At 73.8% G+C, this 25,168-nt stretch carries 3 protein-coding genes; all 3 read left to right on the top strand.

Annotation, left to right across the window (positions count from 1 at the left end):
- Positions 1–141: 141 nt before the first annotated feature.
- Positions 142–1,737: a GMC oxidoreductase gene (locus tag J1792_RS25695; protein ID WP_086573926.1), complete on the top strand. Its 1,596-nt coding sequence runs from the start codon at positions 142–144 to the stop codon at positions 1,735–1,737.
- Positions 1,738–1,831: 94 nt separating this feature from the next.
- Positions 1,832–16,063, top strand: a complete 14,232-nt coding sequence (locus J1792_RS25690; RefSeq protein WP_207248307.1) for a type I polyketide synthase — start codon at positions 1,832–1,834, stop codon at positions 16,061–16,063.
- Positions 15,946–25,077, top strand: coding sequence for a type I polyketide synthase (locus tag J1792_RS35950; protein ID WP_242646702.1), 9,132 nt, complete (start codon positions 15,946–15,948; stop codon positions 25,075–25,077). The genes J1792_RS25690 and J1792_RS35950 overlap by 118 nt, the downstream gene beginning before the upstream one ends.
- Positions 25,078–25,168: the final 91 nt, after the last annotated feature.

Here is a 25,168-nt window from a genome sequence, read left to right as displayed (position 1 = left end):
GCGTCGCCGGTTGAACACCGAGCCGCTCACTTTCGTATCAACGACCGTGCAAGAAGCGACCCCTTGCGATCAGTTAACGAAAGGTCAGGTAGCAACAGCGTGGTAGAGAACCAGCACTTGTCGCGCCGCCGTCTGCTGGGCATGGCGGCCCTGGGCGCCGCCGCCGTCACCGGGGCGACCACGATCAGCACCGCTCCCCGCGCGCACGCCGCCACCCGGGGGGCCGACGGCTCGTTCGTGCCCGCCGTGGTCATCGGCACCGGCTACGGCGCCGCCGTCGCCGCCCTGCGCCTGGGCGAGGCGGGCGTCGAGACGCTCATGATCGAGATGGGCCGCCAGTGGGACAGCCCCGGCGCGGACGGCAACGTCTTCCCCAACATGCTGAGGCCCGACGAGCGCTCCACCTGGTTCAAGAGCCGCACCGAGGCCCCGCTGGGCTCCTTCCTCTGGCTCGACGTGGTCAACCGGGACATCACCCCCTACGCCGGCGTCCTGGACCGGGTCAACTTCGACCAGATGTCCGTGTACGTGGGCCGCGGCGTCGGCGGCGGCTCGCTGGTCAACGGCGGCATGGCCGTGGTGCCCAAGCGCGCGTACTTCGAGGAGGTCCTGCCTCAGGTCGACGCCGCCGAGATGTACGACCGCTACTTCCCGCGCGCCAACGCCACCCTCCGGGTCAACCACATCGACAAGGGCTGGTTCGAGGAGACCGAGTGGTACAAGTTCGCCCGCGTCTCCCGTGACCAGGCGGGCAAGGCGGGCCTGGGCACCACCTTCGTGCCCAACGTCTACGACTGGGACCACATGCGCCGCGAGGCGGCCGGCCAGGCCCCCAAGTCGGCGCTGGCCACCGAGGTCATCTACGGCAACAACCACGGCAAGATGACCCTGGACAAGACCTACCTGGCCGCCGCGCTGGGCACCGGCAAGGTCACCATCAAGACCCTGCACAAGGTCGGCGCCATCCGGCAGCAGCGCGACGGCTCGTACGTGCTGACCATCGAGGAGATCGACCCCTACGGCAAGCGTGTCGCCACCAAGGAGATCTCCTGCACCTACCTCTTCCTCGGCGCCGGCAGCCTCGGCTCCACCGAACTCCTGCTGCGCGCCCGCGAGACCGGCGCCCTGCCCGAGCTCAGCGGTGAGGTGGGGGCGGGCTGGGGCCCCAACGGCAACATCATGACCGCCCGCGCCAACCACATCTGGAACCCCACCGGGTCCAAGCAGTCCTCCATCCCCGCCCTGGGGATCGACGACTGGAACAACCCCACCGCGCCCGTCTTCGCCGAGATCGCCCCGATGCCGGCCGGCCTGGAGACCTGGGTCAGCCTCTACCTGGCCATCACCAAGAACCCCGAGCGCGGCACCTTCGTATACGACAAGGCCACCGGCCGGATGAGCCTCCGGTGGACCCGCGACCAGAACAAGCCCGCGGTCGACGCCGCCAAGTCGCTCTTCGACCGGATCAACAAGGCCAACTCCACGGTCTACCGCTACGACCTCTTCGGTCCCCGGCTCAAGAACTTCGCCGACGACTTCTGCTACCACCCGCTGGGCGGCCTGGTCCTGGGCAAGGCGACAGATCACTACGGCCGGGTCTCCGGTTACAAAAACCTATATGTAACGGACGGTTCACTGATTCCGGGTTCCATCGGCGTCAATCCGTTTGTGACAATTACAGCACTGGCGGAACGCAACATCGAGCGGGTCATCAAGCAGGACGTCGCCGCTTCCTGACAGCGGCCACGACCGTTTCGGCGCACCCCTGCGCCGAAACGGTCGGCTTTCCGAGCATGTCGGCAGTGGTTCAATCGGGTGATGGAGCACGAGAATGAGCGGATCCGAGTCGGTTCTCTCCGAGTTCGAAGCGGTGAAGGCGAACGCGGTAGCGGTCGTCGGATCGGCTCATCGCCCACCCGAGGAATGTGACGCCTTCGACGCGGAATTCCTGGGATTACGCGCGGACGACGCGGAGGACGCGGCCGCGACGGGAATTCCCGGCGGGCCCGCCGTCCTCGAACTGCTCTGGGAGGCCATGGAGGACGCCGGCCTCACGCCCACGACGGTCGCGGGGCACCGCCCCACCATCCACCTCGCCGGCGACACCCCTGATGGCACCGGCGACGACGCGGCCCGCGCGGTGGCCCGCGCTCTCCGCCTGGACGAGGTCACCCTCACCCGCGCCGGCACCGAGGGCCGGGCGGCGCTCGACGCCGCGTGCGAAGACCTCCGGCGCGGCACAAGCCCCCTCGCCCTCGCCGCCGGCCCCAGCCTTCCGGCCAGGACCTCGGCCGGCCTGGGCGCCCTGCTCCTCAAGCCCCTCGCCCGAGCCCTGGCCGACGGCGACGACATCCAACACCTGCTGCGCCCCGGCGCCGAGCCGGGCGACCCCTGGACCTGGGAGCCGGCCGACGCCTTACGCGCCGCTTTACGTGCCGCCGCACCGGCACCCCGCCCGGATGCGGCGCCCCCCGCCCGTACGCCGCTGCCCTGGATCCTCTCCGCCGCCGGCCCCGAGGCCCTGCGCGCCCAGGCCCGCGCGCTCCACCGGCACCTGACCGACCACCCCGGCCTCGACCCCGCCGCCGTCGGCCACGCCCTGGCCACCACCCGGCACCGCTTCGCCCACCGGTCCGTCGTCCTCGGCGACACCCGCGACGAACTCCTCCAGGCCCTCGAGACCGCCGCCCACGGCGACCCGGCGGCCACCCTCGTGCGCGGCGCGGCCACCGCCACCGGCGGCACCGCCTTCGTCTTCGCCGGCCAGGGCACCCAGTGGCCGGGCATGGCCGCCGGACTCCTCGACACCGTTCCCGCGTTCCGGGCCGCCGTCGAGCGCTGCCAGGAGGCCCTCGCCCCCCACCTCGACTGGAACCTGACCGACCTGCTGCGCGGCGCCGACACCGCCCCCGCGCTCGAGGGCCCCGACATCGTCCAGCCCGCCCTGTTCGCCGTGCAGATGGCGCTCGCCGAGACCTGGCGGGCCCACGGAGTGCACCCCGACGCGGTGGCCGGGCACAGCGTCGGCGAGATCGCCGCAGCCCACGTCGCCGGCGTCCTCACCCTCGAGGACGCGGCCCTTGTCATCACCAGCTGGGGCCGGGCCCAGGCCACCCTCGTCGGACGCGGCGAAATGATCACCGTCGCCCTGCCCGCCGCCGAGGTGACGCCCCGTCTGCGGCCCTACGACGGACGCCTGGTCATCGCCGGCCTCAACGGCCCCGGCGCCGTGGTCGTCTCCGGCGACGCCGACGCCGCCCTCGAGCTCCTGGACACCCTGACGGCCGAAGGCGTCCGCGCCCGGCGCGTCGCCGTCGGCCTCGCCGCCCACTCGCCCCACATCGACGAGCTCCACGACCGGTTCCTGCGCGAACTGGCACCCCTCGCCCCGCGCACCGCCCGCGTCCCGCTGTACTCCTCGTACGCCGGCGGCCGCATCGACGGCCGGGAAGCGGGCGCCGAGCACTGGTTCCGCACCCTGCGCCACCCCGTGCGCTTCGAGGAGACCACCCGGGCCCTGCTCGCCGACGGCCACGACGCCCTCCTCGAGATCAGCGCCCACCCCTCCCTGACCGCCCTCATGCAGGAGACCGCGGCCGCCGCCGGACACACCGCCGTCGCCGTCGGCACCCTGCGCCGCGACCAGGGCGACGAACGGCGCCTGCGCACCGCCCTCGCCGAGGCCTACGTCCAGGGCGTCGACGTCGACTGGGCGACGGCCTTCCCCGGCCCGGCACCGCGCCGCGTCCAGCTGCCCACCTACGCCTTCCGGCGCCCCTCGGACGCCACCGACGACGACACCACCTTCGGGGCACGCCTGCGCGCCCTGCCCGAGGCCGAACGCGAACGCGCGGCGACCGATCTGGTGCGCTCCACCGCCGTCGCCCTCCTCAACCTCGCCGACCCCGCAGCCGTCGGCGCGCACCGCGCCTTCCGCGACCTGGGCCTGGACTCCGTCACCGCCATCGAACTGCGCAACCGCCTCAACGAGGCCACCCGCCTGGCCCTGCCGCACACCGTCGTCTTCGACCACCCCACCCCCGGCGGCCTCGCCGCCCGCATCGTCGCCGAGGCCCTCGGCACCCACGACCCGGCCGGCGCACCCGACATGGACGACACGGCCGCGGTCGCCTGGGACGAGCCCATCGCGATCGTCTCCATGAGCTGCCGCCTGCCCGGCGGCGTCCGCACCCCCGAGGACCTCTGGCGGCTGCTGCGCACCGGCGATGACGCCGTCTCGGCCATCCCCGCCGACCGCGGCTGGGACGTCGAAGGCCTCTACGACCCCGAACCCGGCCGCCCGGGCCGCTACTACCAGCGCGAAGCCGGCCTCCTGCACGACGCCGCCGACTTCGACCCCGAGTTCTTCGGCATCTCCCCCCGAGAAGCCCTGGCCATGGACCCCCAGCAGCGCCTGCTGCTGGAGACGGCCTGGGAGGCCTTCGAACGGGCGGGCATCGACCCCACCACGCTGCGCGGCAGCCGCACCGGCGCCTTCGTCGGCGCCATGACCATGGACTACGGGCCTCGGCTGTACGAAGCGGCCGAAGAGGTCAGCGGATACCTGCTCACCGGCAACACCGCCAGCGTGGCCTCCGGCCGGATCTCCTACACCTTCGGCCTCGAGGGCCCCGCCGTGACCGTGGACACCGCGTGCTCCTCGTCGCTGGTGGCCCTGCACCTGGCCGTACAGGCGCTGCGACAGGGCGAGTGCTCGCTGGCCCTGGCCGGCGGCGCGACCGTCCTGCCCTCCGCCGGCTCCTTCGTCGAGTTCAGCAAGCAGCGCGCCCTCGCACCCGACGGGCGCTGCAAGGCCTTCTCCGCCGACGCCGACGGCTTCGGCCTCGCCGAGGGCGCCGGCATGGTCCTGCTGGAGCGGCTGTCGGACGCCCGGCGCAAGGGCCACCCCGTGCTGGCCGTCGTCCGCGGCACCGCCATCAACCAGGACGGCGCCAGCAACGGCCTGACCGCCCCCAGCGGCCCCGCCCAGCAGCGCGTCATCCGCCAGGCCCTCGCCGGCGCCGGACTCTCGCCCGCCGACGTCGACGCCGTCGACGCCCACGGCACGGGCACCACCCTGGGCGACCCCATCGAGGCCCAGGCCCTGCTGGCCACCTACGGCCAGGACCGCCCCGAGGACCGGCCGCTGTGGCTGGGCTCGCTCAAGTCCAACATCGGCCACACCCAGGCCGCGGCCGGCGTCGCCGGCGTCATCAAGATGGTGCTGGCCCTGCGCCACGGCGTCCTGCCCAGGACCCTCCACGCCGACGAGCCCTCACCCCACGTCGACTGGTCCACCGGCGCCGTACGCCTGCTGAGCGCCGAGTCCCACTGGCCCGAGACCGGCCGCCCGCGCCGCACGGGCGTCTCCTCCTTCGGCATCAGCGGCACCAACGCCCACGCCATCCTCGAACAGGCCCCCGACGACGGCACGGCCCCCGAAGCGGCTGAGGACCCGGCGCACGCCCCCGAGTCCGTCGTCCCGTGGCCGTTGTCAGCACGTACCCCCGAAGCCTTACGGGCGCAGGCCGCCGCCCTCCTCGCCCATGTCGAGGCACACCCCGGCACGCACCCGGCCGACATCGGCCACACCCTCGCCACCACCCGGGCCGCCTTCGAGCACCGGGCCGTGGCCGTCGGCGCCGGCCGCACCGAACTCACCGACGCCCTGCGGGCCCTGGCCACCGGCCAGACCCCGCCCGCCCACACCGCCCAGGGCCTCGCGGCCCCCGACCGCCGCACCGTCTTCGTCTTCCCCGGTCAGGGCTCCCAGTGGGCCGGCATGGCCGTCGAACTCCTCGACACCTCCGCCGTCTTCCGCGAACGCCTGCGCGCCTGCGGCGAGGCCCTCGCCCCCTACGTCGACTGGTCGCTCGAGGACGTCCTGCGCGGCGCCCCCGGCGCCCCGGAGCTCGGCAGCGCCGACGACGTCGTCCAGCCCGCCCTGTGGGCCGTGATGGTGTCACTGGCCGAACTGTGGCGCTCCTTCGGCGTGCGCCCCTCGGCCGTCGTCGGCCACTCCCAGGGCGAGATCGCCGCCGCCTGCGTCGCCGGCGCCCTCAGCCTCGAGGACGCCGCCCGCGTCGTCGCCCTCCGCAGCCGCCTGCTTAGCCGCCTCGCCGGACTCGGCGGCATGGTGTCCGTACCCGAGCCGCTCGCCGACGTCACCCGGCGCCTGGAGCACTGGAACGACCGCATCGGCGTCGCCGCCGTCAACGGCCCCCGCTCGGTCGTCGTCTCCGGCGACGCGGACGCCCTCGACGAACTGCTCGAGGCCTGCACGGCCGACGGCGTACGCGCCAAGCGCATACCGGTCGACTACGCATCCCACTCCTCCCACGTCGAGATCATCGAAGCCGAACTCGCCGAGGCCCTGGAAGGCATCACCCCGCGCGTACCCCACACCCCCTTCCACTCCACCGTCACCGGCGAGATCGTCGACACCGCCGCGCTCGACGCCGCCTACTGGTACCGCAACCTGCGCGCGACCGTACGCTTCGAGCCCGCCGTACGCGCGCTCATGGAGACCGGACACCAGGTCTTCGTCGAGGTCAGCCCCCACCCCGTCCTCGCCGTCGGCCTCCAGGAGACCGCCGAGGCCGCCGGCGCCGACGAGACCGTCGTCGTCGCCTCACTGCGCCGCGACCACGGAGGCCCGGCCCGCTGGCTGACCGCGCTCGGCGAGGCGTACGTCCACGGCGTGCCGGTCGACTGGGCCGCGGTCTTCGCCGGACAGCGTGTCCGCCGGGCCGACCTGCCCACCTACCCCTTCCAGCGACGCCGCTTCTGGCTGCCGTCGGGACCGTCGACCCCGGCCGGAGGCGGCGCCGACGGCGCCCACACCGCCGAGGAGGCACGGTTCTGGGAGGCCGTCGAGGGCGAGGACCTGGCGACGCTCGCCGCCTCCCTCGGCGTGGACGCCGACGCGGCCTTCGACGACGTCCTGGCCGGGCTCGCCGACTGGCGCCGCAAGACCAACGAGACCTCCATCGTCGACAGCTGGCGCTACCGGGTCGCCTGGCGGCCCGCGCAGGCGAAGCGGGCGCCGTTGACGGGGACCTGGCTGGTGGTGACGGCGGGGGCGGCAGCGCCGGAGACGGGCACGACGGGCGCGGTCGCGGGCGTGCGGGACGCGGCCTCGGCGGAGACGGTCGCGTCGGGCTCGGGTACGCCGGGCTCGGGCGAGGCGGGTGCGGCCCGAGCGCAGACGGCCGGGCCGGAGACGGGCACCTCGGACCCGGTCGCGCCGGCTGCGCCGGCCGCCGGCACGGTGGCCGCCGCCGTCCACGATGCCCTGGCCGGGCACGGCGGTGTGCGCGTCGAGACGCTGACGGTCGGTCACGGCGACGACCGGCAGGCCCTCGCCGCCCGGCTCGCGGGCCTCGCGGACGCGCACGGGCTCACCGGCGTGGTCTCCCTGCTCGCGGCTGAAGAAACGATTCCGCTCGAGGGTCGGGCGGACGCAGGAATGCCCGAGACCCTCGCCCTCCTCCAGGCACTCGGCGACGCCGGCGTCAACGCACCGCTGTGGTGCCTGACGTCGGGCGCCGTCTCCACCGGCCCGGCCGACCCGCTCCGCGACCCGGCGCAGGCCCAGGTCTGGGGCCTGGGCCGGGTCGCCGGCGCCGAGTACCCCCAGCGCTGGGGTGGCCTGATCGACCTGCCCGGCACCCCCGACGAACACGCCCTCACCCTCCTGGTGAGCCTGCTCGCCGACGCCGGCGGCGAGAACGAGCTGGCCGTACGCGCCTCCGGCCCCCTCGCCCGGAGGCTCGTACGCGCCGAAGCGAACGTCACCCCCGACCGCGCCGACGACCGCCGCGCGCACGGCACCGTCCTGATCACCGGCGGCACCGGCACCCTCGGCGCCCACGTCGCCCGCCGCCTCGCCGCCGACGGCGCCCGGCACCTCGTCCTCACCAGCCGCAGCGGCCTCGCCGCCGACGGCGCCGCCGCGCTGCGCGACGAACTCGAAGCCCTCGGCACCCGCACCACCGTCGCCGCCTGCGACGCGGCCGACCGCGACCAGCTCCGGCGACTGCTGGACGGACTGCCGGAGGAGTACCCGCTCACCGGCGTCATCCACGCCGCCGGCGTGCTCGACGACGGCGTTCTCGACGCCCTGACCGGCGAACGCCTCGAACATGTCCTGCGCCCCAAGGCCGACGTCGCCCTCAACCTCCACGAACTGACCCGGGAACGCGGCGACGACCTCCGCTTCTTCGTCCTCTTCTCCTCCATCGCCGGCGTCGTCGGCAACGGCGGCCAGGGCGGCTACGCCGCCGCCAACGCCTTCCTCGACGCACTCGCCCAGCAGCGGCGCGCGGCCGGACTGCCCGCCACCGCCATCGCCTGGGGCTCCTGGGGCAGCGGCCGCATGATGGGCGACGCCGCCGAGGCGCACCTCACCCGGCGCGGCATCCTCCCCATGGCCGCCGACCTCGGCGTCCAGGCCATGGACAGAGCCATCGCGAGCGACGACACCGCGGTGACCGTCGCCGACATCGACTGGAACCGCTTCGTCCCCGCCTTCGCCCTCACCGGCGACTACCCGCTGCTGCGCGACCTGCCCGAGGCGCGACGCCTCCTCGACGCCGCCGCCACGACGGTCCCGGCGGGCGACGCCGGCGCCACCGGCCCGGCCCTCGCGCAACGCCTGGCCGGCCTCAACGAGGCCGAGCGCTCCCGCGCCGTACTCGACCTCGTCCGCACCCAGGCGGCCACCGTCCTCGGCCACGCCGGCGCCGAACGCGTGCAGCCGGGACGGGCGTTCCGCGAGGTCGGCTTCGACTCGCTCACGGCCATCGAGCTGCGCAACCGCCTCGCCGCCGCCACCGGCATGCGCCTGCCGACCACGGTCGTCTTCGACTACCCCAGCCCCAAGGACCTCGCCGGCTTCCTGCTCGCCCAGCTCCCGGGGCAGGGACAGGGACAGGATGCGGCGGGGAGCGCCGTGCCGCCGTCGGCCCCGGCGCGCCCGGCCGACGACGAGCCCATCGCCATCGTCGCCATGAGCTGCCGCTTCCCCGGCGGCGTCCGCACCCCCGAGGACCTGTGGCAGCTCCTCGTCGACGGCACCGACGCCCTGTCCGGCTTCCCCGCCGACCGCGGCTGGGACCTCGACGCACTCTACGACCCCGACCCCGGCCGCACCGGCACCACCTACGCCCGCGAAGGCGGCTTCCTCTACGACGCCGGTGACTTCGACGCGGCCTTCTTCGGCATCTCGCCGCGCGAGGCGCTGGCGATGGACCCGCAGCAGCGGCTGCTGCTCGAGACGTCGTGGGAGGCGTTCGAGCGCGCCGGCATCGACCCGGCGACGCTGAAGGGCACCCAGGCCGGCGTCTTCGTCGGCTCCAACGGCCAGGACTACGGCCAGGACTACGCCTCCGGAACCCGCCGGGCCCCCGACGGCGTCGAGGGCTACCTCCTCACCGGCCGCGCCGCCAGCGTGGTGTCCGGGCGCCTGGCCTACACCTTCGGGCTCGAGGGCCCGGCCGTGACCGTGGACACGGCATGCTCGTCGTCGCTGGTCGCGCTGCACCTGGCGGTGCAGGCGCTGCGGCAGGGCGAGTGCGACCTCGCCCTCGCCGGCGGCGTGACCGTCATGTCCACCCCCGGCATCTTCGTGGAGTTCAGCCGGCAGCGGGGCCTGGCAGCGGACGGGCGCTGCAAGGCCTTCTCCGCCGACGCCGACGGCACCGGGTGGGGCGAGGGCGCCGGCATGCTGCTCGTCGAGCGCCTGTCGGACGCCCGCCGCAAGGGACACCCCGTCCTCGCGGTCGTACGCGGCTCGGCCATCAACCAGGACGGCGCGAGCAACGGCCTGACCGCCCCCAACGGCCCCTCCCAGCAGCGCGTCATCCGCCAGGCCCTGGCCAACGCCGGCCTGCACGCCGCCGACGTCGACGCCGTGGAGGCCCACGGCACCGGCACCCGGCTCGGCGACCCGATCGAGGCCCAGGCCCTGCTGGCCACCTACGGACAGGAACGACCGGACGGCCGCCCGCCCGTGCGGCTGGGCTCGCTCAAGTCCAACATCGGCCACACGCAGGCCGCGGCGGGCGTCGCCGGCGTGATGAAGATGGTGCTCGCACTGCGCCACGGCCTGCTGCCCCGCACGCTCCACGTCGCCGAGCCGACCCCGCACGTCGACTGGTCGGCGGGAGCGGTCCAGCTGCTCACCGAGCCCGCGGCGTGGCCGTCCGACGACGACCGCGTCCGCCGGGCCGGCGTGTCCGCGTTCGGCGTGAGCGGCACGAACGCGCACGTCATCGTGGAGCAGGCGCCGACGGCCGATGCGGGTGCCGAGGACAGTAACGGCGGGGATACGGCGGGCAGTTCGGCCGTGGCGTGGATACTTTCCGGCCGCGACGCGACGGCCCTCCGGGCCCAGGCCGAGAGCCTTCTGGCGTACGTACGCACTCACCCCGAGCCGGACGCGGTCGACATCGGCTTCACTCTGGCCACGGCACGCGCCGCCTTGGAACGGCGCGCGGCTGTCGTGGGGTCGGATCGTGAGGAGTTGGTGCGGGGGCTGGAGGCGCTGGCCGCCCGGGGCGACGCGGGTGGGGCTGGTGTGGTTGCCGGTGGGCAGGTGGCGTTCCTGTTCTCGGGGCAGGGGAGTCAGCGGGTGGGGATGGGGCGGGAGCTGCATGCCGCGTTCCCGGCCTTCGCTGATGCCTTTGGTGCGGTGTGTGCGGAGCTTGATGCGCATCTTGAGCGTCCGTTGCGGGACGTGGTGTTCGGTGACGATGGCGAGCTGCTGAATCAGACCGGGTTCACTCAGCCGGCGTTGTTCGCCGTCGAGGTGGCGCTGTTCCGTCTCGTCGAGTCGTGGGGGGTGCGGCCTGATTTCCTGGCCGGGCATTCGGTGGGTGAGCTGGCTGCCGCGTACGTTGCCGGGGTGCTGTCCCTGGGCGATGCGGCCGCGCTCGTAGCGGCGCGTGGTCGTCTGATGCAGGCGCTGCCTGCCGGCGGCGTGATGGTGGCGGTGCAGGCGTCGGAGGACGAGGTCCTTCCGCTGCTCGCAGGCTACGAGGACCAGGCGGGGATCGCGGCCGTCAACGGCCCGCAGGCCGTGGTCCTGTCCGGTGCCGAGGCGGCTGTTACGGAGATCGTCGGCAAGCTTGCCGCTCAGGGCCGTAAGACGAAGGCGCTGTCGGTCTCGCACGCCTTCCACTCGCCGCTGATGGAGCCGATGCTGGCGGAGTTCCGGGCCGTGGCGCGGAGCGTGTCGTTCGCCGCGCCGACCGTTCCGGTCGTCTCGACGCTGACCGGCCGCCCGGCCTCCGCCGAGGAGCTGTGCGACCCCGAGTACTGGGTGCGACACGTCCGCCAGGCGGTCCGCTTCGCGGACGCCGTCGAGACGCTCGCGGCAGAGGGTGCTGAAACGTTCCTGGAGATCGGCCCCGGCGGGGTGCTGACCGCCCTCGCCCAGGACGTCACCGACGGCGAGAGCGGCGAGGGCACCGTGGCCGTTCCGGCCTTGCGCGCCGACCGCCCCGAAGACGTGGCGATCACGACGGCGATCGCCCAGCTGCACGTACGCGGCGTCACCGTCGACTGGGCGGAGGTCTTCGCCGGCTGCGGCGCCCACCGCGTCGACCTGCCGACCTACGCCTTCCAGCGCAGCCGCTACTGGCTCGCCAACCCCGCCGCGACCGTCGACCCCGCGGCGATCGGCCTCGCCGACGCCGGCCACCCCATGCTGGGCGCCACGGTCGGTCTGCCGGACGGCGGCATGGTCCTCACCGGGCGGCTGTCCCTGACCACGCACCCCTGGCTCGCCGACCACGCCGTGTCCGGTGTGGTGATCGTGCCCGGCACGGCGTTCGTCGAGCTCGCCCTGCGCGCCGCCGACGAGGCCGACCGCGGCGGCGTCGAGGAGCTGACGCTGTCCGCCCCGCTGGTGCTGCCCGAGCACGGCGCGGTGCAGCTGCGGCTCACCGTCGGCGCCCAGGACGCCACGGGACGGTGCGCACTGGCCCTGTACTCCCGGCCCGAGGACGCCCTCGGCGCGGGGGAGTGGACGCTCCACGCCGACGGAACGCTCGCCCCGGACGACGCGTCCGAGGCCCCGCTCGCCGACCTCACCGCCTGGCCGCCCCCGGGCGCCGAGCGCGTCGTCACCGACGACATCTACGACCGGCTCACGGAGCTCGGCTTCGGCTACGGACCCGTCTTCCGAGGGCTGCGAGCCGCCTGGCGGCAGGGCGACACCCTGTTCGCCGAGGCGGCCCTGCCCGAGGAGCAGGCGCCGGACGCCGACGCGTACGGGCTCCACCCCGCCCTGCTCGACTCCGCGCTGCACGCCTCGTGGCTGGGCATGCTGTCGGGGTCCGAGACCGGACAGGGCCTGCTGCCGTTCGCCTGGGGCGCGGTGAGCCTGCGGGCCGGCGGGACGCCCGTACTCCGCATCCGGCTGACCCCCGCCGGCACGGACGCCGTCTCGGTGCTGGTCGCCGACGGCGCCGGACAGCCGGTCGCCTCGATCGGTTCGCTCGCGCTGCGTCCGGTCTCCGTCGAGCAACTGCGCGGGGCCGTGGCCAAGTCCGGGCGGTCCGGGCAGGACTCCCTCTTCCGGATGGAATGGGTACCCGCCACGGGCACGCTGTCGGCGGACGTCCCGCTGCCGGGCCCGGTCACCACGCTCGCCGCCCTCGAGGAGGACACGGACGCGGCCGTGCCCGCGTTCGTCCTCGCGCCGGTCGAGGCGGAGGAGGGGACTCAGGAGACTCCGGGGACTCAGCCGTCGGCCGCCGCCGTACGGGCGACCACCCTGCGCGCCCTGGAGCTCGTACAGCGATGGCTCGCCGACGAGCGGTTCACCGGCTCCCGCCTGGTGCTCGTGACGCGCGACGCCGTCTCGCCCGGCGACGAGCCGCACGCGCTCGACCCGGCGCAGGCCGCCGTGTGGGGCCTCGTACGGTCGGCGCAGTCGGAGAACCCGGACCGCTTCGTGCTGGTCGACCTCGACGAGAACGGGGACCTGGAGACGGCCCTGCGTGCCGCCGTCGGCAGCGGCGAGCCCCAACTGGCCGTACGAGGCGACGCGATACTGCTGCCCCGGCTGACGAGGACGGCCGCGAGCACGCCGCAGGACCCGCCGCTCTCGTTCGCTGCCGAGGGCACCACCCTCGTCACCGGTGCGACGGGCACGCTGGGTCGGCTCGTCGCCCGGCACCTGGTGACCGAACACGGCGTACGGCACCTCGTGCTGGCCGGGCGCCGGGGACGGGCCGCCGAGGGCGCCGCCGCCTTCGAGGCCGAGCTCGGCGCGCTGGGCGCCGACGTCGTCACCGTGGCCTGCGACGTGGCGGACCGCGACGCGCTCGCCGCCGTACTCGCCGCGATACCGGCCGAGCACCCGCTGACCGCCGTGGTGCACGCCGCCGGCGTCACGGACGACGGCATCGTGTCCGCCCTGACCCCCGAACGCGTCGACCGGGTCCTGCGCCCCAAGGTGGACGCCGCACTCAACCTGCACGAGCTCACACGGGACACCGACCTCTCGGCCTTCGTGCTCTTCTCCTCCGTCTCCGCCACCCTCGGCGGCGCCGGCCAGGCCAACTACGCCGCCGCGAACTCCTTCCTCGACGCCCTGGCACAGCGCCGCCGGGCGGCCGGACTCCCGGCCCTCTCGCTGGCCTGGGGCCTGTGGGCCGAAGGCAGCGGCATGACCGGCAAGCTGGACTCGGCCGACCTGGCCCGCATCCGGCGCATGGGCCTGGCCGCGATGGACTCCGCCGAGGGCCTCGCCCTCTTCGACGCCGCCCGCACGGCCGAAGGCGACGTCCTCTACCCCGTCCGCCTCGACACCGCCGGGCTCCGCGCCCGCGCTGCCGACGACGACGTGCCCGCCCTGCTGCGCGGCCTGGTCCCGGCATCCACGCGACGCGTACGGACGAGCCGGCAGGCCGGCGGGGACACGACGGACCGTCAGGACGCCGCCTCGACCCTGGCCCGGAGCCTGGCCGGGCTCGGCGCGGCGGAGCAGGAACGCGCCCTGCTGGAGCTCGTACGCCGGCAGATCGCCACCGTGCTGGGCCACGCCTCGCCCGAGCAGATCGAGCCCGAACGCGCCTTCAAGGAACTGGGCTTCGACTCCCTCACCGCCGTCGAGCTCCGCAACCTCCTCAACGCCGCCTCCGGCACCCGGCTTCCGGCCACCCTCGTCTTCGACCACCCCAACCCCGCCGCTCTCGCCCGCCACCTGCGCGGGGAGCTGCTCGGTTCCTCCGCCGAGGAGCGGCAGCCGGTGCCGGTGCGGGCGACGGCCGTCCCCGTCGACGACCCCATCGCCATCGTCGGCATGAGCTGCCGCTACCCGGGCGCCGTCCGCTCGCCCGAGGACCTGTGGCGCCTGGTCGCCGAGGGAACGGACGCGGTCGGCGGCTTCCCGTCGGACCGTGGCTGGGACGTCGAGTCCCTGTACCACCCGGACCCGGACCACGCCGGTACGAGCTATGCGCGGGAGGGCGGTTTCCTGTACGAGGCCGGTGATTTCGATCCGGGGTTCTTCGGGATCTCGCCGCGTGAGGCGCTGGCGATGGACCCGCAGCAGCGGTTGCTGCTCGAGACGTCGTGGGAGGCCTTCGAGCGGGCGGGTATCGACCCGGCGGCGATGCGTGGCTCGCGTACGGGCGTCTTCGCGGGCGTCATGTACCACGACTACGGCTCGCGACTGTCCACCATCCCCGAGGGCTTCGAAGGCTACGTCGTCAACGGCAGCGCGGGCAGCATCGCCTCAGGCCGGGTGGCGTACACCTTCGGGCTGGAGGGCCCGGCGGTGACGGTGGACACGGCGTGCTCGTCGTCGCTGGTGGCGCTCCATCTGGCGGCGCAGGCGCTGCGGCAGGGCGAGTGCGAGATGGCGCTGGTCGGTGGCGTGACCGTCATGGCCACGCCGAACATCTTCGTCGAGTTCAGCCGCCAGCGGGGCCTGGCCGCGGACGGCCGTTGCAAGGCCTTCTCCGCCGACGCCGACGGCACGGGCTGGGCCGAGGGCGCGGGCATGCTCCTGGTGGAGCGGCTGTCGGACGCGCGGCGCAACGGGCACGAGGTGCTGGCCGTGGTCCGGGGGAGCGCCATCAACCAGGACGGTGCGTCGAACGGTCTGACGGCGCCGAACGGTCCGGCGCAGCAGCGGGTGATCCGGCGGGCGTTGGCCGGTGCGGGTCTGTCGGCTGCGGATGTGGACGTGGTCGAGGCGCACGGTACGGGTACGACGTTGGGTGATCCGATCGAGGCGCAGGCGGTGTTGGCGACGTACGGTCAGGACCGGCCGGAGGGTCGTCCGCTGTGGCTGGGGTCGCTGAAGTCCAATATCGGTCACACGCAGGCCGCGGCGGGTGTGGGCGGCATCATCAAGATGGTGCAGGCGATGCGGCATGGTGTGTTGCCGAAGACGCTGCATGTCGATGAGCCGTCGCCGCACGTGGATTGGTCGGCGGGTGAGGTGCGGCTGCTGACGGAGCCGGTCGACTGGGCGGTGGATGGTGACGGGCGACGTCCGCGTCGGGCGGGTGTGTCGTCGTTCGGTGTGAGCGGCACGAACGCGCACGTCATCGTCGAGCAGGCGCCAGAGGAGGCGCGGGCCGACGGCGGGCGTGACGATCGCGGTGCGGGCGTTGGCGTAGCTGTGCCGTGGCTGCTCTCCGGCCGCGACGCGACGGCCCTCCGGGCCCAGGCCGAGAGCCTTCTGGCGTACGTACGCACTCACCCCGAGCCGGACGCGGTGGACATCGGCTTCACTCTGGCCACGGCACGCGCCGCCTTGGAACGGCGCGCGGCTGTCGTGGGGTCGGATCGTGAGGAGTTGGTGCGGGGCTGGAGGCGCTGGCCGCCCGGGGCGACGCGGGTGGGGCTGGTGTGGTTGCCGGTGGGCAGGTGGCGTTCCTGTTCTCGGGGCAGGGGAGTCAGCGGGTGGGGATGGGGCGGGAGCTGTATGCCGCGTTCCCGGCCTTCGCTGATGCCTTTGGTGCGGTGTGTGCGGAGCTTGATGCGCATCTTGAGCGTCCGTTGCGGGACGTGGTGTTCGGTGACGATGGCGAGCTGCTGAATCAGACCGGGTTCACTCAGCCGGCGTTGTTCGCCGTCGAGGTGGCGCTGTTCCGTCTCGTCGAGTCGTGGGGGGTGCGGCCTGATTTCCTGGCCGGGCATTCGGTGGGTGAGCTGGCTGCCGCGTACGTTGCCGGGGTGCTGTCCCTGGGCGATGCGGCCGCGCTCGTAGCGGCGCGTGGCCGGTTGATGCAGGCGCTTCCCGCAGGGGGCGTGATGGTGGCGGTGGAGGCGTCGGAGGACGAGGTCCTTCCGCTGCTCGCAGGCTACGAGGACCAGGCGGGGATCGCCGCTGTCAACGGTCCGCAGGCCGTGGTTCTGTCCGGTGCCGAGGCGGCTGTTACGGAGATCGTCGGCAAGCTTGCCGCTCAGGGCCGTAAGACGAAGGCGCTGTCGGTCTCGCATGCCTTCCACTCGCCGCTGATGGACCCGATGCTCGCCGACTTCCGGGCCGTCGCCGAGGGCATGACCTTCGCCGCCCCGGCCATCCCGATCGTCTCCACCCTCACCGGTCGGCTGGTCACGGAAGACGAGCTGTGCGACCCCGAGTACTGGGTGCGGCACGTCCGTCATGCGGTCCGCTTCGCCGACGCGGTCGAGGCGCTGGCCGCCGAAGGTGTCGGGACGTGCCTCGAGATCGGTCCCGGCGGTGTTCTGACCGCCCTGGCCCAGTCGCTCGCGGCCGTGCCGGCTCTGCGTGGTGACCGTTCCGAGGACGCGGCGGTCATGCGGGCCATGGCTCAACTGCACGGCCACGGTGTCGCCGTCGACTGGACCGCCGTCTTCGCCGGCCGGGGTGCCCGGCGCGTCGACCTTCCCACGTACGCCTTCCAGCGCGAGCGGTACTGGCTCGACGCACCCGCCGCCTCCGGCGATGTGACGTCGGTCGGCCAGGCGGCGGCGGGACACGCCCTGCTGGGCGCGGCGGTCAGTCTGCCCGATGAGGGTGGTGTGCTGCTGACCGGACGGTTGTCGCGGGCCACGCATGCCTGGCTCGGCGACCATGCGGTGTCCGACGTCGTGCTGCTGCCCGGGACGGCCTTCCTGGAGATGGCGGTGCGCGCCGGCGACGAGGTCGGGTGCGGCCGGGTCGAGGAGTTGACCCTCGCCACCCCGCTCGTACTGCCCGAACAGGACGCGGTCCAGATCCGGGTGACCGTCGGCGCGGAGGACGATGCGGCGCGGCGGACCGTGAAGATCCACTCGCGGGTCGAGGGCGCTGACGCCGTGGACGCGCCGTGGACGTGCCACGCCGCCGGTGTGGTGGCCGAAGCCCTCACCGCCGAGCGTACGGAGTCGGCCGCTGACCTGCGGGAATGGCCGCCTGCGGGTGCGGAGGCGATCGAGACCGACGGTTGCTACGAGCAGCTTGCTGCTGCCGGTTTCGGCTACGGGCCGGTGTTCCAGGGGCTGCGGGGAGCCTGGCGGCGTGGAGAGGATCTCTTCGCCGAGGTCGCGCTGCCCGAACAGACCTCCGTCGCGGGCTTCGCCCTCCATCCGGCACTGCTCGACTCGGCGCTGCACGCGTTGGGGGTGAGCGGTTTCCTGCCCGACGGGCACGAGGGGCGACTCCCGTTCGCGTGGAACGGGGTCAGCGTGTACGCCACGGAGGCCACGAGCCTGCGGGTCCGGCTGACGCGAGCCGGGCGGGAAGCGGTCTCGCTGTCGATCGCCGACGAGGCGGGCATGCCCGTCGCCACCGTCGACGACCTCACCCTTCGGCCCATCACCGTCGCGGCTCTCTCGGCGGCTCAGGGAACGCGACAGGAGTCGCTCTACCGGGTGGAGTGGGTGCGACGTCCGGTGTCCGGTGGTGACGCTTCGCCGGCTGATGTGGTGGTTGTGCGTGCTGGTGATGCCAATGGTGATGCCGGTGTGTATCGGGTGTTGGGGCTGGTGCAGGAGTGGTTGGCCGGCGAGCAGCCTGAACGTTCGGATTCGCGCCTGGTCGTGGTGACGCGTGGTGCCGTGGTGGGTGCCTCGGCTGGTGTGGATCCGTGGCAGGCGGCCGTGTGGGGTCTGGTGCGGTCGGCGCAGTCGGAGAATCCGGGCCGCTTTGTGCTGGTGGATGTGGATGACGAAGAGGTTTCGCTTTCCGCCGCGTTGAGTGTGGGCGAGTCTCAGGTGATGGTGCGTGGCGGTGAGGTGTTCGTGCCTCGTCTCGTGCGTGCCGAGGTTCCGGAATCGCCGTCGGATGATGAGCCTGTTTTCGATGCCGATGGCACGGTGTTGGTGACGGGTGCTTCCGGTGTGTTGGGTCGTTTGGTGGCCCGGCATCTGGTCACCGCCCATGGCGTCCGGCACCTCGTCCTGGTGAGTCGGCGGGGGCCCCTGGCCGAGGGTTCGGCGGAGTTCGCCGAGGAGCTCGCCGCGCTCGGGGCCCGCGTGGAGACCGTCGCTTGCGATGTCGCTGATCGGGTGGCGTTGGCGGGTGTGCTGGCGGGGATTTCGGCGGGGCGTCCGTTGCGGGGTGTGGTGCATGCGGCGGGTGTGACCGATGACGGGATCATTCCGGCTCTGGATTCCGGGCGGTTGGAGCGTGTCTTCGCTCCGAAGGCTGTTGCTGCGCTTCATCTGCATGAGCTGACGCGGGACATGGACTTGTCGGCGTTCGTGTTGTTCTCGTCGGCCGCCGGTGTGTTCGGTGGCGCGGGGCAGGGCAACTACGCGGCCGCGAACGCTTTCCTTGACGCCTTGGCCGAGCAGCGGCGGGCCGAGGGTCTTGCGGCGGTGTCTCTGGCGTGGGGGCTGTGGGCCGAAACGAGCGCCCTGACCAGCGCCCTTGGCACCGCCGACCAGCACCGCATCACCCGCTCCGGCCTGGAGGCGCTCGAGACCGAGGACGGGCTCGCCCTCTTCGACATCGCGACCCGCGCCCAGCACGCCGTCGTGGTGCCGGCCCGTCTCGAGTTCGGCGCCCTGCAGGCGCAGGCACGGTCCGGCGCCCTGCCGCCGCTCTTCCGGAGCCTGGTACGTACTCCCGCGCGCCGCGCCGTGGAAGCCGCCCAGCAGGCGGACGCCGGACGGTCCGCCCTGGCCCGGCGTCTGGACGGGCTGTCCGAGGCGGACCGGCTCGAGACGCTGCGGGACCTGGTCCGCGAGCAGGCCGCGGCCGTGCTGGGGCATGCGACGGCGGGATCCGTCAGCGTCGACCGGCAGTTCAAGGACCTCGGCTTCGACTCGCTCACCGCCGTCGAACTGCGCAACGCCCTCAACGCCGCCACCGGCCTGCGCCTCCCCGCGACGCTCGTCTTCGACCACCCCACTCCCGAAGCGCTTGCGCACCACCTGATGAACGATCTGCTCGGTTCCTCCGCCGAGGAGCGGCGGCCGGTGCCGGCGACGGCCGTAGCCGTCGACGAGCCCATCGCCATCGTCGGCATGAGCTGCCGCTACCCGGGTGGCGTACGGACGCCCGACGAGCTGTGGCAACTGGTCAGCCAGGGCGGTGACGCCATCGGCGGCTTCCCCTCGGACCGTGGCTGGGACGTCGAGTCCCTCTACCACCCGGACCCGGACCACGTCGGTACGAGTTACACGCGCGAGGGCGGTTTCCTCTACGAGGCCGGCGACTTCGATCCGGCGTTCTTCGGGATCTCGCCGCGCGAGGCGCTGGCGATGGACCCGCAGCAGCGGCTGCTGCTCGAGACGTCGTGGGAGGCCTTCGAGCGCGCGGGCATCGACCCGGCGGCGATGCGTGGCTCGCGTACGGGCGTCTTCGCGGGCGTCATGTACCACGACTACGGCAGCCGGCTCGCCGTCGTGCCCGACGGCGTCGAAGGGCATCTCGGCATGGGGACGTCCGGCAGCGTCGCATCGGGACGCGTCTCCTACACGTTCGGGCTCGAGGGCCCGGCGGTGACCGTGGACACGGCGTGCTCGTCCTCCCTGGTGGCGCTGCACCTGGCGGCGCAGGCGCTGCGGCAGGGCGAATGCGAGATGGCGCTGGTCGGCGGCGTGACCGTCATGGCCACGCCGGACACGTTCGTCGAGTTCAGCCGCCAGCGCGGGCTGTCCGCGGACGGGCGCTGCAAGGCGTTCTCCTCGTCCGCCGACGGCACCGGCTGGGCCGAAGGCGCGGGCATGCTGCTCGTGGAGCGCCTCTCGGACGCCCGACGCAACGGCCACCGCGTACTGGCGGTCGTCCGCGGCAGCGCCGTCAACCAGGACGGCGCGTCGAACGGCCTCACCGCCCCCAACGGCCCCGCTCAGCAACGGGTCATCCGGCAGGCCCTGGCATCGGCCGGCCTGTCGACCGCCGACGTGGACGCGGTCGAGGCGCACGGCACGGGAACGACGCTGGGCGACCCCATCGAGGCGCAGGCCCTGCTGGCGACCTACGGGCAGGGGCGCTCCGAGGGCCGGCCGCTGTGGCTGGGATCCATCAAGTCCAACATCGGGCACACGCAGGCCGCGGCCGGCGTCGCCGGCATCATCAAGATGGTGCAGGCGATGCGGCACGGCGTGCTGCCGCGCACCCTCCACGTCGACGAACCCACGTCCCACGTCGACTGGGAGGCCGGCTCCGTACGGCTGCTGACCGAACCCGTCGAGTGGACGGCGGACGGCCGTCCGCGTCGCGCGGCGGTCTCGTCCTTCGGCGTGAGCGGCACCAACGCCCACGTCGTACTGGAAGAGGTACCCGACGCCCCGGCGGCCGCACTGCCGGCCGGACCCGCCGAGCGCGGCGACGCGACAACCGCCGTGCCGTGGGTGCTCTCGGCCAAGGACGAGCAGGCGCTGCGGGATCAGGCACGACGCCTCGCCTCCTTCGTCGCCGAGCGCCCGGACCTCCAGCCCGCCGACATCGGCTTCTCCCTCGCCACGTCGCGCGCGGCCCTCGACCACCGCGCTGCCGTCGTCGGCCACAGCCGCGACGAGCTGCTGGCCGCACTGGCGGAGCTGACGGACGCGACCGACGGTGGTTCCGATGGCGGCGGCCGCCTGGCGTTCCTGTTCTCGGGGCAGGGGAGTCAGCGGGTGGGGATGGGGCGGGAGCTGTACGCCGCGTTCCCGGTGTTCGCCGAGGCGTTCGATGCGGTGTGTGGCGAATTGGACGCGCATCTCGAGCGTCCGTTGCGGGAGGTCGCGTTCGGTGACGATGGCGAGCTGCTGAATCAGACGCGGTTCACCCAGCCCGCCTTGTTCGCGGTCGAGGTGGCGCTGTTCCGTCTCCTCGAGTCCTGGGGCGTACGGCCCGACTACCTCGCCGGGCACTCGATCGGAGAGTTGGCCGCCGCGCACGTCGCCGGGGTGCTGTCCCTGGCCGATGCGGCCGCGCTCGTAGCGGCGCGCGGTCGGTTGATGCAGGCGCTTCCCGTCGGTGGCGTGATGGTGGCGGTGCAGGCGTCGGAGGACGAGGCCCTTCCACTGCTCGCCGGCTACGAGCACCAAGCCGGCGTCGCCGCCGTCAACGGGCCGACCTCAGTGGTTCTGTCCGGCGCGGAGGACGCTGTCACGGAGATCGCCGCCGGGCTCGCCGCCCAGGGCCGTAGGACGAAGGCCCTCGCCGTCTCCCACGCCTTCCACTCGCCGCTGATGGAGCCGATGCTCGCGAACTTCCGGACGGTCGCCGAAGGCGTGACCTTCGCCGCCCCGGCCATCCCGATCGTCTCCACCCTCACCGGCCGGCTGGTCACCGGCGACGAGCTGTGCGACCCGGAGTACTGGATGCGGCACGTTCGCCACGCGGTTCGCTTCGCGGACGCCGTCTCGGCGCTGGCCGGCGAAGGTGTGACCGCCTTCCTCGAGGTCGGGCCGGGGGGTGTTCTCGCCGCTCTGGTCCAGGACATCGTCAACGAGCCGAGTGCGGCGGCCGTCCCCGCCCTGCGGGCCGGCCGCTCCGAGGACGCGGCCGTCATGACGGCCCTTGCCCGGCTCCACGTCCACGGCACGGCCGTCGACTGGCCCGCCGTGTTCGCCGTCCACCACGCCCGGCTCGTCGAACTTCCCACGTATGCCTTCCAGCGTCGGCGTTACTGGCTGGAGTCCGGCGTTCCGACGGGCGACGTGGCGTCGGCGGGGCTGACGGCGGCCGAGCATCCGCTGCTGGGCGCGGCGGTGGCGTTCCCCGACGGGGAAGGCGCGCTGCTGACCGGTCGGCTGTCCGTGTCCGCTCAGCCCTGGCTCGCCGAGCACGCCGTCATGGGCACCGTGCTGCTGCCCGGAACCGCACTCGTCGATCTCGCCCTGCGGGCGGCGGACGAAGTGGGCTGCGATCGCGTGGACGAACTCCACCTGCCCGCCCCGCTCGTCGTCCCCGCACAGGGTGCGCTGCGGCTGCAGGCCGTCGTGGGCACCGCCGATCCGTCCGGTCGCCGGGCCGTGAACATCTACTCCCGGCCGGAGCATGCCGACGCAGACACACCGTGGACGTGCCACGCGACAGGCACGGTCGCACAGGCGCCGGAACACGCAGAGCCCCAGGACCAGGCCCAGGAGCTCGCCGAAACGTTCGGCCTGGCGGCGCAGTGGCCGCCCGCCTCGAGCGCGGAGGCTGCCGAGCCCGTCGCACTCGACGGCGCCTACGAGCGGCTGGCGGAGAGCGGCTTCGAGTACGGGCCGGTCTTCCAGGGGCTGCGCGGCCTGTGGCGGCGCCGGCACGGTGACGAGGTGGCCGAGGTCTTCGCGGAGGTCGCGCTGCCCGAAGGGACGGCGGTGACCGGGTTCGGCGTCCACCCGGCCCTGCTCGACGCGGCGTTGCACGCCGTGGGTCTGGGCGGGCTGCTCCCCGACACCGGGGAGGGGAGAATTCCGTTCTCCTGGAACGGTGTGACCGTGCAGGCCACGGGCGCCACGTCCCTGCGGGTCCGGCTGACGGCCTCCGGTCCCGACACCGTCTCGCTGCGGGTCGCCGACGACGCCGGTCGTCCGGTCGCGTCCGTCGACTCCCTCGTCCTGCGGGCCGTCTCCGGCGAGCAGCTGGCGCGGGCCGCGGGCGGGGCCGGTCGCCATGACGCCCTCCTGCGCGTGGAGTGGATGCCGTGGCCCGCTGCCCGGACCGTGGAACCGGGCGGGTTCGCTGCCGCCCCGCCCGAGCCCCGTACCGTGACCGCGCCCTGGGCCGTCATCGGTGACGACGACGGGCTGCGCGCGGCCTTCGAGGCGGCGGGCGTACCCGCGACGTTCCACGCCGACCTGGCGAGCGTCGCTCGGGAGGCCGAGGCGGCGGGGGACGTGCCGCCGGTGGTCGTCCTCGCGACGGCGGGCGTCCGCCCGGACGGCGATCACCCCGTCCGCCACGTCCACACGACCGCGCACCGCATGCTGGAGCTGCTGCGGCAGTGGCTCGCCGACGACCGGCGGCCCGACTCCCGGCTCGTGGTGCTGACCGGCAACGCGATGGTCACGAGGAACGACGACAAGGAGATCGACCCCGCCCAGGCCGCGGTCTGGGGGCTGGTGCGGTCCGCCCAGTCGGAGAACCCGGGCCGGTTCGTCCTGGCCGACCTGGACCGCGACGCCGCCTCCGTCCGCGCGCTGCCCGCCCTGCTCGGTGCGGAGGAGGAGCAGTTCGCGGTGCGCGACGGCCAGGTGCTCGTACCGCGCCTCGTACGGACGCCGGCCGGCGCCCCGGAGGCGACGCCCGGCGACGGCCCCGCCTCCGCCGCGGACGGCCCCGCCTTCCCGGCCGACGGCACGGTTCTCGTCACCGGTGCGTCGGGCACGCTGGGACGGCTCGTCGCCCGGCACCTGGTGGCCGAACACGGCGTACGCAGCCTGCTGCTGGTCAGCCGCAGCGGCGGCACGGCCGCCGGTATGTCCGAACTGGAGGCGGAGCTCACGGCACGCGGAGCCCGGGTGACCGTGGCGGCCTGCGATGTCGCCGACCGGGAGGCGCTGGCCGGTGTCCTGGCCACGTCCGTACCGGCCGGGAGCCCGCTGACGGCGGTCGTGCACACGGCCGGCGTCGTCGATGACGGCGTGGTCGCGTCCCTGACGCCCGAGCGCGTCGACCGCGTCTTCGCTCCCAAGGTGGACGCCGCCCTGCACCTGGACGAGCTGACCCGTGACATGGAGCTGTCGGCGTTCGTGCTCTTCTCCTCCGCCGCCGGCGTCTTCGGCAGCCCGGGTCAGGCCAACTACGCCGCCGCGAACTCCTTCCTGGACGCCCTGGCCCGGCAGCGGCGTACGGCCGGGCTGCCGGCCCTGTCGCTGGCCTGGGGGCTGTGGGAGGAGAGCAGCGGGATCACGGGGGAGCTGAGCGACGCCGACCGCGGCCGCATGGCACGCAGCGGTGTCCTGCCCCTGTCCACGGAGGAGGGGCTCGCCCTCCTCGACGCGGCCCTCGCCGGACCGGACCCCGCGCTCGTGCCCGTAAAGCTCGACCAGCCGGAACTCCGCTCCCAGGCGGCGGCAGGCTCGCTCCCGCCGCTCCTGCGCGACATGGTGCGCGTGCCGGTGCGCCGCACGGCGCGCGCCACGGCGGGTACGGACACGGCGGACGCCCCCTCGTTGGCCGGGCGCCTGGCCGGGCTCGGCGAACCCGAGCGGCACAGACTGCTGCTGGACCTGGTGTGCGGCCACGTGGCGGCCGTCCTCGGTCTCCCCTCGCCCCAGGCGGTACGGCCGGGGCAGGCGCTGCGCGACCTCGGGTTCGACTCGCTGACGGCCGTGGAACTGCGCAACCGGCTGGCCAAGGACACCGGACTTCGGCTGGCACCGACCCTGATCTTCGACTATCCGACGCCCGGCGAGCTCGTGGACCACCTCAAGGCCGAGGCCGAGGCAGAGGCCGAAGTCCAAGCCGGGGCCGAGACCGCCGTCGTCCCTGCGGGCGGGGACGTCACCACGCTCCTCGCGGAGCTGGAGAGGATCGAGACGGCCCTGCGGGCCGCCGCCCGGTCCACGGCGGCGGACGACGACGCACACCGCTCCGAGATCGCCTCGAGGCTGCGGGGCATGGCGGCCGAGTGGGCGACCGGCGGGACCACCGACCAGGTGGCCGACGACGTGCACGCGGCGACCGATGACGAGCTGTTCGACTTCATCGGCAAGGAATTCGGGATCTCCTGACCCGGGGAGTTGGCAGCCAACTCCCGTACCCACAACGCATTCGACGAATCCGCCGGCTTCGGCTCCGCTCCCGGGCCTTCCGCAAGAGGTG

Origin of the sequence: Streptomyces triculaminicus (assembly GCF_017349075.1) — a bacterium.
In the GTDB taxonomy this organism is placed as follows: Bacteria; Actinomycetota; Actinomycetes; order Streptomycetales; family Streptomycetaceae; genus Streptomyces; species Streptomyces triculaminicus.
The sequence above is the reverse complement of the archived record's forward strand: the minus strand, read 5'-3'. Positions and strand labels throughout refer to the sequence as shown.

What these genes read in the sequence shown, in the direction of transcription:
- J1792_RS25695 (WP_086573926.1), top strand. Translation starts at nt 142, where the DNA reads ATGGCGGCCCTGGGCGCCGCCGCCGTCACCGGGGCGACCACGATCAGC.
- J1792_RS25690 (WP_207248307.1), top strand. Translation starts at nt 1,832, where the DNA reads ATGAGCGGATCCGAGTCGGTTCTCTCCGAGTTCGAAGCGGTGAAGGCG.